The organism is Pseudomonas sp. GM78 (assembly GCF_000282475.1).
Lineage (GTDB): Bacteria > Pseudomonadota > Gammaproteobacteria > Pseudomonadales > Pseudomonadaceae > Aquipseudomonas.
Genome location: NZ_AKJF01000196.1, coordinates 42,772 through 51,363, shown reverse-complemented (window position 1 = coordinate 51,363; position 8,592 = coordinate 42,772). Strand labels below are relative to the sequence as shown.

At 59.6% G+C, this 8,592-nt stretch carries 8 protein-coding genes; 6 read left to right on the top strand and 2 right to left on the bottom strand.

The features are described 5' to 3' along the window. The first annotated feature begins 264 nt into the window (after positions 1 to 264). Positions 265 to 789 carry a DUF6586 family protein gene (locus PMI35_RS05720; protein WP_008064454.1) on the top strand — a complete coding sequence of 175 codons (525 nt, stop codon included), beginning with the start codon at positions 265 to 267 and terminating at the stop codon, positions 787 to 789. Positions 790 to 930: 141 nt separating this feature from the next. Continuing rightward, a complete protein-coding gene (locus tag PMI35_RS05725) occupies positions 931 to 1,164 on the top strand; it encodes a hypothetical protein (RefSeq protein WP_008064452.1) in 234 nt (77 codons plus the stop codon). Between the two features lie 83 nt (positions 1,165 to 1,247). On the opposite strand, the gene sulA is transcribed toward PMI35_RS05725, so the two are convergent. Next, on the bottom strand, positions 1,248 to 1,724 hold the full coding sequence (gene sulA, locus PMI35_RS05730) for an SOS-induced cell division inhibitor SulA (RefSeq protein WP_008064451.1): 477 nt from the start codon (positions 1,722 to 1,724) through the stop codon (positions 1,248 to 1,250). 11 nt (positions 1,725 to 1,735) lie between these two features. After that, positions 1,736 to 2,344: a transcriptional repressor LexA gene (gene lexA, locus PMI35_RS05735; protein WP_008064450.1), complete on the bottom strand. Its 609-nt coding sequence runs from the start codon at positions 2,342 to 2,344 to the stop codon at positions 1,736 to 1,738. Between the two features lie 229 nt (positions 2,345 to 2,573). Here lexA and PMI35_RS05740 point away from each other — a divergent pair, with 229 nt between their 5' ends. From PMI35_RS05740 to PMI35_RS05755, 4 genes are all read left to right on the top strand, one after another. After that, entirely contained in the window at positions 2,574 to 3,281 is a 708-nt protein-coding gene (locus PMI35_RS05740; protein WP_008064449.1) for a TetR/AcrR family transcriptional regulator, read from the top strand. A gap of 158 nt (positions 3,282 to 3,439) precedes the next feature. Continuing rightward, positions 3,440 to 4,450: a beta-N-acetylhexosaminidase gene (nagZ, locus tag PMI35_RS05745; protein WP_008064448.1), complete on the top strand. Its 1,011-nt coding sequence runs from the start codon at positions 3,440 to 3,442 to the stop codon at positions 4,448 to 4,450. 11 nt (positions 4,451 to 4,461) lie between these two features. Further along, complete coding sequence (locus PMI35_RS05750; protein ID WP_008064446.1) at positions 4,462 to 5,205, top strand: S-methyl-5'-thioinosine phosphorylase; 744 nt, start codon at positions 4,462 to 4,464, stop codon at positions 5,203 to 5,205. A 39-nt stretch (positions 5,206 to 5,244) separates the two neighbouring features. Further along, the gene (locus PMI35_RS05755) at positions 5,245 to 8,550 is read left to right on the top strand and encodes a DEAD/DEAH box helicase (protein WP_008064444.1); all 3,306 of its coding nucleotides are present in this window, start codon (positions 5,245 to 5,247) and stop codon (positions 8,548 to 8,550) included. Positions 8,551 to 8,592 lie beyond the last annotated feature (42 nt).

Below are 8,592 nucleotides of genomic sequence, written 5' to 3'. Positions count from 1 at the left end.
AAGGGCGAAACCATAAGTGGCCGTTACCGCAGGAATGGATATGTACTCAGACAACCATCTCCCACAGGCTTTGACGCGGGGTCGGCCGGCCTGATCGGGAGTCGTGCGTTTTTTCTCCAAGGAGCCGTTTCGTTCAGAAGGGTGGTGGCGATTTATTGAGTGGGAGTGTCATTCAGGATCAGACAATGCTTGCGGGAGGAGGAGTTGATCCACGACACTGTCTGACCTGCGTGAAGCAATTATTTCGTTGTGGAGGCTGCCGTCATGGCCCACGAACTCTATACCCGTACCAACCAGAAGATCTATTTCGCCGGCCTGTCGCTGGAAGCGCTCGCCAAAGCCGAAGAGGGGCGGGCGATGAATTCCCTGGCGCTGATTCAGGCGGGGCGGGAATCGACGTTGTTTCACCTGTACGGCGCCTTGCTGGGCCTGTGCCATGAGATTGCCGGCTTCTATCGCTTGCCCCAGGCCAATGCCTCCCGGGCCGAATCGTTGCTGACTCGCGAAGTGCTGGAAAGTATCGCTATCCCGGAAATGGCCGAGATGGTCGAGCTGGCCAACAACCCGGAAACCTGGCTGGCCAAGTTGCTGGCTGCCCATGCGGCGTTGTTCCAGCCGCCACGGGCGCCGCACAAGCCTAAAGGCGATGTGACGCAGCCGTTGATCCTGGCGGTAAACCTCGATGAAGAAGAGGCGCCTCAGGAGCTGGGTCGCGAGGAGCTGGAGAGCTGGCGGCAAAATCTGAAAAGCCTGGCCATCCGTTTTCGCGAAGGCTTGAACGAGTGCTGAGGGACTGAGCAGCGCAGCGAACGACCTTTGGGTTGTTTGCTCGGCTGCTGAGCCGTTTTCGCGAGGGTATCTGGTCAAGATCCCGAGCGAAGCCTGACCGATGCCTATATAATGCTGGCCTTTCGTGGAGAACAGACCTTTATGCCAACGTCCTTTCTAGAAATTGTCGAGTTACCAGACGGCCGAATCGAGCTGCGCAGGGCTGAGGACGAGGGTTCTCTGGTTACTTTGGATTTCTCCGAGGACGCCAAAGCGTTCTTGCAAGGCCAGCACGTAGAAGTCGCCAAGGCGATGTTGAGCGTCGGCGTGCAGATGGCGGGGCGCATGGTTGAAGGCGAATTCGAAAAGGAAGAGGGACCGCGGGTCCTTCATTGACCCCCGCCTGTCGGTTTTTACCGGCACTGCCTCCAATAGGCTTCTCTATCCTTGCAGAAGCCCTGCGCGTTCAGCGTGCGCCGTTAACCCAGTCGAATATTCAGGCTTTGAGCGTCCCCGGTCCGGGCGGCGCTGATCAGCTGTTGCCGTGAGATTTTGCTCAACGGGTTGAGCCAACTGACCACCGTGTGGCTGCGGCCAAGGCGAAGGGCCTCGCAAGTCAGTTGCTGGGCGCTTTGGGCGCCGCGTGGTTGCAGCAGCAGGATGCGTTCGCGATTGAGCCCGGCGTCCCGCAGCCAGGCCTGGGTCAAGCTGGCGGGTGGAGCGATCAGGGTCAGCCAGCGAGCATCCTGGTCCTGGCTGAGTTCCCGCAGGATCGGCGCCAGTAGGTTCAGGCAGTTCCCGGCAGCACCACGCAGCGACAGTTCACTGAAGACCTCGGGTTCGGCGCTCCAGGGCGACTCGACCACTTCCTTCAGGATCGGCGCCAATGGCTGTGCCATGAACGCCTCGAACTGAAGCGGCAGTTGGGCTTGCTGTGATGTGTGTGGGAACTGCATAAAGCCTCCTTTTAACGACGAATGACGCCGACGCTCAAGCCTTCGATCACCAGTTCCTGATCTTTAAGGTTCACTTCGATAGGGGCAAACTCAGGGTTTTCGGCCAGCAGCCAGACTTTGCTGCCGTCGCGCTTGAAGCGCTTGACGGTGACTTCGTCGCCGATCCGCGCCACCACGATCTGGCCGTTGCGGGCTTCGCGGGTGGTGTGGACGGCCAACAGGTCGCCGTCGAAGATGCCCACATCCTTCATGCTCATGCCGTGTACCCGCAGCAGGTAATCGGCGCGCGGGTGGAAGAACGCAGGGTTGATGTTGCAGGACTCTTCAACGTGTTGCTGGGCGAGGATCGGCGCGCCGGCTGCGACGCGGCCAATGATCGGCAGGCTGGAGTCGTCGGCCTTGGCCTCGAAACCCGGAATGCGAATGCCGCGCGAAGCGCCCGGCGTCATCTCGATCGCACCCTTGCGGGCCAGCGCCTTGAGGTGTTCTTCTGCCGCGTTGGGCGATTTGAAACCCAGTTCCTGAGCGATTTCCGCGCGGGTCGGCGGGTAGCCGTTGTCTTCAAGGCAACGTTTGATGAAGGCCAGAATCTCGGCTTGGCGTGGCGTCAGCTTTAGCATATTGATCGCTCTGTCTTTTTATACAGTGACTGGGATTATATACAGTGGAACGGTCTTGGCAATGCCCCTTTTTTTGTGTGCCGCCAGACGGTCGCTCAACCGGCTGATGGAAGCTTTGCGGTTGTGTGGTTAAATGCATGACCGACCATTCCCGAAACGAACTGCCAGACTTGACAACGCACGGGCTGAAACGTATGTTTCAAACAAGTGTTTGTCAGGCGGAGTAGCCATGGCCCAGTCGGAAACCGTTGAACGCATTCTCGATGCTGCCGAGCAGTTGTTCGCGGAAAAAGGTTTCGCCGAAACCTCGTTGCGCCTGATCACCAGCAAGGCGGGTGTCAACCTGGCGGCGGTCAACTATCACTTTGGTTCCAAGAAGGCGCTGATCCAGGCGGTCTTCTCGCGTTTCCTGGGGCCGTTCTGCATCAGCCTCGACAAAGAGCTGGAGCGGCGCCAGGCCAGGCCTGAAAACAAGCCTTCCCTTGAAGAACTGCTGGAAATCCTCGTCGAGCAAGCCTTGGTGGTGCAGCCGCGCAGCGGCAACGACCTGTCGATTTTCATGCGTTTGCTGGGGCTGGCCTTCAGCCAGAGCCAGGGGCATTTGCGCCGTTATCTGGAAGACATGTACGGCAAGGTGTTTCGCCGCTACATGATGCTAGTCAACGAGGCTGCCCCGCGCATCCCACCGATCGAACTGTTCTGGCGCGTGCACTTCATGCTGGGGGCGGCGGCGTTCAGCATGTCCGGTATCAAGGCCTTGCGCGCCATCGCCGAAACCGACTTCGGGGTCAACACCTCCATCGAGCAGGTCATGCGCCTGATGGTGCCGTTCCTGGCGGCCGGCATGCGTGCCGAATCCGGTGTCACCGACTCGGCCATGGCCACCGCGCAACTGCGTCCTCGTAGCAAATCGACTCCGGTTGCCGCCAAGGTTTAACCGCTCATGGGTGGGCGCGGCAGCTGACATCCGATAAGCTAGCCGCCCATGCCGACTCTCGTTCTGAACCCGTTCCCACTGATGATCGCCGACCTCCCGGGTACAGCCCAGGGCGGCGCATCGTTGCGCACCGGGTTTATCGTTATCAAGGAATTGCTATGACTGCTGGCCTGCAAGGCTCGTTGATGGTGGACGTCGCCGGTACCTGGCTGACGGCTGAAGATCGCCAATTGTTGCGTCAGCCCGAGGTGGGCGGCTTGATCATTTTCGCCCGCAACATCGAACATCCCCGCCAGGTCCGCGAGTTGAGCGCGGCGATCCGCGCCATTCGTCCCGACCTGCTGCTGGCGGTGGACCAGGAAGGCGGGCGGGTCCAGCGCCTGCGCCAGGGCTTTGTGCGACTGCCAGCGATGCGCGCCATTGCCGACAACCCGAACGCCGAATACCTGGCCGAGCAGTGCGGCTGGATCATGGCCACCGAGGTGCTGGCCGTTGGCCTGGACTTGAGCTTTGCCCCGGTGCTGGATCTCGATCATCAGCGTAGCGCCGTGGTCGGGACCCGTTCGTTCGAAGCGGACCCGCAGCGTGCCGCGCTGCTGGCCGGCGCTTTCATTCGCGGCATGAACAGCGCGGGCATGGCCGCCACTGGCAAGCATTTTCCCGGCCACGGCTGGGCCGAGGCGGATTCCCACGTCGCGATCCCCAATGACGAGCGCAGCCTTGAGCAGATCCGCGCCCATGACTTGGTGCCGTTCGCCGCGTTGAGCAAGCAACTGGCCGCCGTCATGCCCGCCCACGTTATTTATCCACAGGTCGATGCCCAGCCAGCAGGCTTCTCCCGGCGCTGGCTGCAGGACATCCTGCGTGGCGAGCTGCAATTCGACGGCGTGATTTTCAGCGACGACCTGTCCATGGCCGGTGCCCACGTGGTGGGCGATGCCGCCAGCCGTATCGAAGCGGCGTTGACCGCCGGTTGCGACATGGGCCTGGTGTGCAACGACCGTGCGGCCGCCGAACTGGCCCTGAGCGCCGCCCAGCGTTTGCAGGTCAAGCCGTCGGCGCGCATTGCGCGGATGCGCGGCCAGGCGCATGCGAGCACCGAGTACCGCCAGGATCCGCGCTGGCTGGCAGCCGTGGGCGCGCTGAGGGATGCACAGCTTATTGATTAAGGAAGGGCGCCATGACGGTTTACGCGATTATCGGCGGCAGCGGCCTGACCCGGCTGGACGGCCTCAAGATTCATCAGTCATTGGCGCTGGATACCCCTTACGGCACGCCGTCTGCCGAGGTGCAGATCGGTGAGTACGCCGGCCGGGAAGTGCTGTTTCTCGCGCGGCATGGCCACCCGCACCGTTTGGCCCCGCACCGGGTGAATTATCGCGCCAATCTCTGGGCGCTGAAGCAGGCCGGTGCCGAGGCGATCCTGGCGATCAACGCGGTGGGCGCGATCAGCGGGGCGATGGGCGCCGGGCATTTCTGCGTGCCGCATCAGTTGATCGACTACACCAGCGGGCGCGAGCACAGCTATTTTGCCGATGACCTGGAGCCGGTCACCCATATCGATTTCAGCTACCCCTACAGCGAATCGCTGCGTCAGCGCCTGATTGCCGCGCTGGTGGCAGAAGGCGTTGGTTTCAGCGATCAGGGTGTGTATGCCTGCACCCAGGGCCCGCGGCTGGAAACCGCTGCCGAGATCCTGCGCCTGGAACGCGACGGGTGCGACATCGTCGGCATGACCGGGATGCCGGAAGCGGCCCTGGCCCGCGAGCTGCAACTGGATTACGCCTGCCTGGCGCTGGTGGTGAATCCGGCGGCGGGCAAGTCGGTATCGGTGATCAGCATGGCCGAGATCGAGCGGGCGTTGGGGGAGGGGATGGGGAAGGTCAGGTCGATGTTGGCGCGGGTGCTCGGGACCGAGCCTTGATGCCTTTAAACTTCAATCATTTCGAGACGCGTTGATTTCATGCTGACAATCATTGAGCAACTTCAGGAGCTGCCTTGGTCGGAGGCTTTCAGTCATCGCGCTCTGGAAAAGGCGCGTAAATATGCCAATCAGGATCGAGTGCAGATTCACGAGCTGAGCGACAACACTATTACTGCGAGTTGCAAAGGCTCCGAAGGAAATGTCTATGGGCAGATCATTGCACTCATCGAAGACCTAAGCGGCGATTTTGAGCTGAGTTGCATTTGCTCCTGCCCCGTTTCGATCGATTGCAAGCACTGCGCAACCGTCCTTTATAGCCTGCAAAAGCTTCCAGCGGACTCGTTTGAAAGTGAGGCCCCGACACCGCTCAATCGCGATCTGGAACGCTGGCTCAATGACGTTCCCGACGCGCTCGCGCATTCCGATGGAGCTGTTCAAAGTACCGGGACCTGTTGGGTCTATAAGCTTGAAGCAACGCAGACTGCTGGCAAATGGTTCCTCAGCATTTGCAAGGCGCGTCAGCTCAAGGATGGTCGTTTGCAGGACATCAAGCCGGTGTATTCACTGTCCGAAGCACTGATGCGAGAGCCAGGTTATTTGTCCGAACTCGACTTGCGTATAGCCCGGTTGCTGGTCGCCATCCACTCCCATCACTCGATGTACAGCAATTACCCGTTGCAAGGCAGCGGTGGTGCCGAAGTCCTGCAATTGGCTTTGAAAACCTCAAGGCTGTTTCTCGACTTCGATCCATTGCAGGTCCTTGTGCCCGGGGCGAGCAGGGCAGGACAGTTTGCCTGGGCTGAGCAAGCCAGCGGCAGCTTCCGGCCTCAATGGCGTAGCGAGCAAGCATCCGAAGAGACGATTCTTGCCCTGCAACCTTTGTACTATCTGGACCGCGAACGGCTGGAGATTGGGTTGCTGCAAAGTGGGCTGGACGAGAAACTGGCCAGCCACCTGTCATTGGTGCCTGCCATTCCAGCACGCCAGGCGATGCAGTTCAGCCATCGCTTGAGTGCGGTGACTCGCGCCGTGCTTCCACCGCATGCATTAACCGAACGAATAGTTGATGACATCGAACCACAAGCGGTTCTGACACTCGCCAGTACCAGTCTTTCCTGGCGCAGGAGGTATGAAAAAGAACACCGCGCAGCGCTGGCGTTCATCTACAACGGCCACATGGCGGCAGACAGGAAATCTTCGGAGGTTCTGATTCTGTCAGGTACGGAAACCCAGCGCATCCAACGCAATACGGCCGCCGAAAAACGCCTGCGTCAAGACTTGCAAAAACAAGGCTTCAAGAAAGCCATGCGCAAGAGTGAGGCGCTGCCTGATAGTGCAGGTGAAATGTTCGCATTGCCCGATGACTCGACATGGCTGGCTTTCATGCAGGCCGGTATACCGCTCCTGAGGGCGGCCAATTGGCGGATCGATATCGACGACAGCTTTCATTTCAATCTGCAGCCCGTAGAGCAATGGTTCGCCGATGTCGAAGAGTCTCCAGGGCGTGAGTGGTTCGACCTGCAATTAGGCATCGTGGTCAATGGTGAGCGCCACAGTTTGCTTCCGATTCTGCTTCAGTTGTTGCATAGACAGCCGCAATTGTTAAGCCCGGCAGAGCTGGCCTCGCGCGACGATGATGAGCAGGTGATGATCGACCTCAATCACGGCCAATGGGCTGCCAAACCAGGCCTGAAAGTTGCGCTGTCCATCGGGCGGATCAAGCCTTTGATGGCGACTCTTGGTGAGTTGTATCTGGGCCAGGGCACCGGCGCATCCCTTCGCTTGGGCGGCCCGGACGCAGCGCGATTGGGTGAGTTGGAAGGACTGCCGTTGGTCTGGCAGGGTGGCGAGCGTTTACGCGGTTTTGCCAGGCGCTTGCGTGAATCGACTCATCAGAACGTTGCCGCTCCCCGGGGGCTCAACGCCACATTGCGTCCTTATCAGCTTGAAGGTCTGAACTGGATGCAAACCCTTCGTGAGCTGGAAGTCGGCGGTATCCTTGGCGATGACATGGGCTTGGGCAAGACCCTGCAAACCCTGGCCCATCTGTTATTGGAAAAACAGGCGGGACGCCTGGATCTGCCTGCGCTCGCGGTGATGCCCACCAGCTTGATTCCCAATTGGCTCGATGAGGCGGCACGCTTCACGCCGCAGTTGAAAGTCCTCGCGCTGCATGGCGCCACGCGGCACAAAGATTTCGTCAGCCTTGTCGAATACGATCTGGTGCTGACAACGTACGCATTGTTGCCGCGTGATCTTGAGGTTTTGCAGCTACAGGTCTGGAGCGTGCTGATTCTCGATGAGGCGCAGAACATCAAGAATCCAGTCAGTAAAGCCGCTCAAGCAGCCCGAGACCTGCAGGCCCGACAGCGTTTGTGCCTGTCCGGCACGCCGCTGGAAAATCATCTCGGCGAGCTGTGGTCACTCTTTCACTTCCTGTTGCCCGGATGGCTGGGTGACAGCAAAACGTTCAATCGCGACTACCGCACCCCGATCGAGAAGCATGGCGATAGCCAGCGGATGCAGCACCTGACAGCCCGGATAAAGCCCTTTCTGCTACGGCGCAAGAAAGAGCAAGTCGCCACCGAGTTGCCACCAAAATCAGAGATTGTGCATTGGGTTGAGCTCAGTGACGGGCAGCGCGATGTGTATGAAACCGTGCGTGTGGCGATGAACAAGAAAGTGCGTGACGAGATAGCCCGTAGCGGTGTGGCGCGTAGCCAGATCATCATCCTCGACGCGTTGCTGAAGTTGCGTCAGGTGTGCTGCGACTTGCGCTTGATCAAAATGCCGCTGACGGCAAAGGCACTGCGCGCCGGCAGTGGCAAGCTGATCAGCCTGATGGAAATGCTTGAAGAGCTGCTCAGTGAAGGTCGCAAGATATTGATGTTCTCGCAGTTCACTTCGATGCTGGCTTTGATCGAAGAAGAATTGCAGCAGCGGGGTATCGGCTATTCGCTTTTGACGGGCGAAACCACGGATCGGCGTACGCCAGTCAAGGAGTTCCAGGACGGCAAGGTCCCGTTGTTCCTGATAAGCCTGAAAGCTGGTGGCACAGGGCTCAATTTGACTGCAGCGGATACCGTGATTCATTTCGATCCATGGTGGAATCCGGCAGTTGAAAACCAGGCCACGGACCGTGCCTACAGGATTGGCCAGGATAAGCCGGTGTTCGTCTACAAGCTGATCGCCCGCGGTACGGTGGAAGAAAAAATACAGGCACTGCAGCAAGAGAAGGCAGCGCTGGCGGGGGCAGTACTTGAGGGCGGGACGACTGGCGGGTTCAAGCTTGAACAGAGTGATATCGAGGCGCTGTTTGCGCCGTTGCCTGCTGCCAGGTCCTGACTAGGCATTACATCAGTTAATCCGGGTTGACCCCATCGCGAG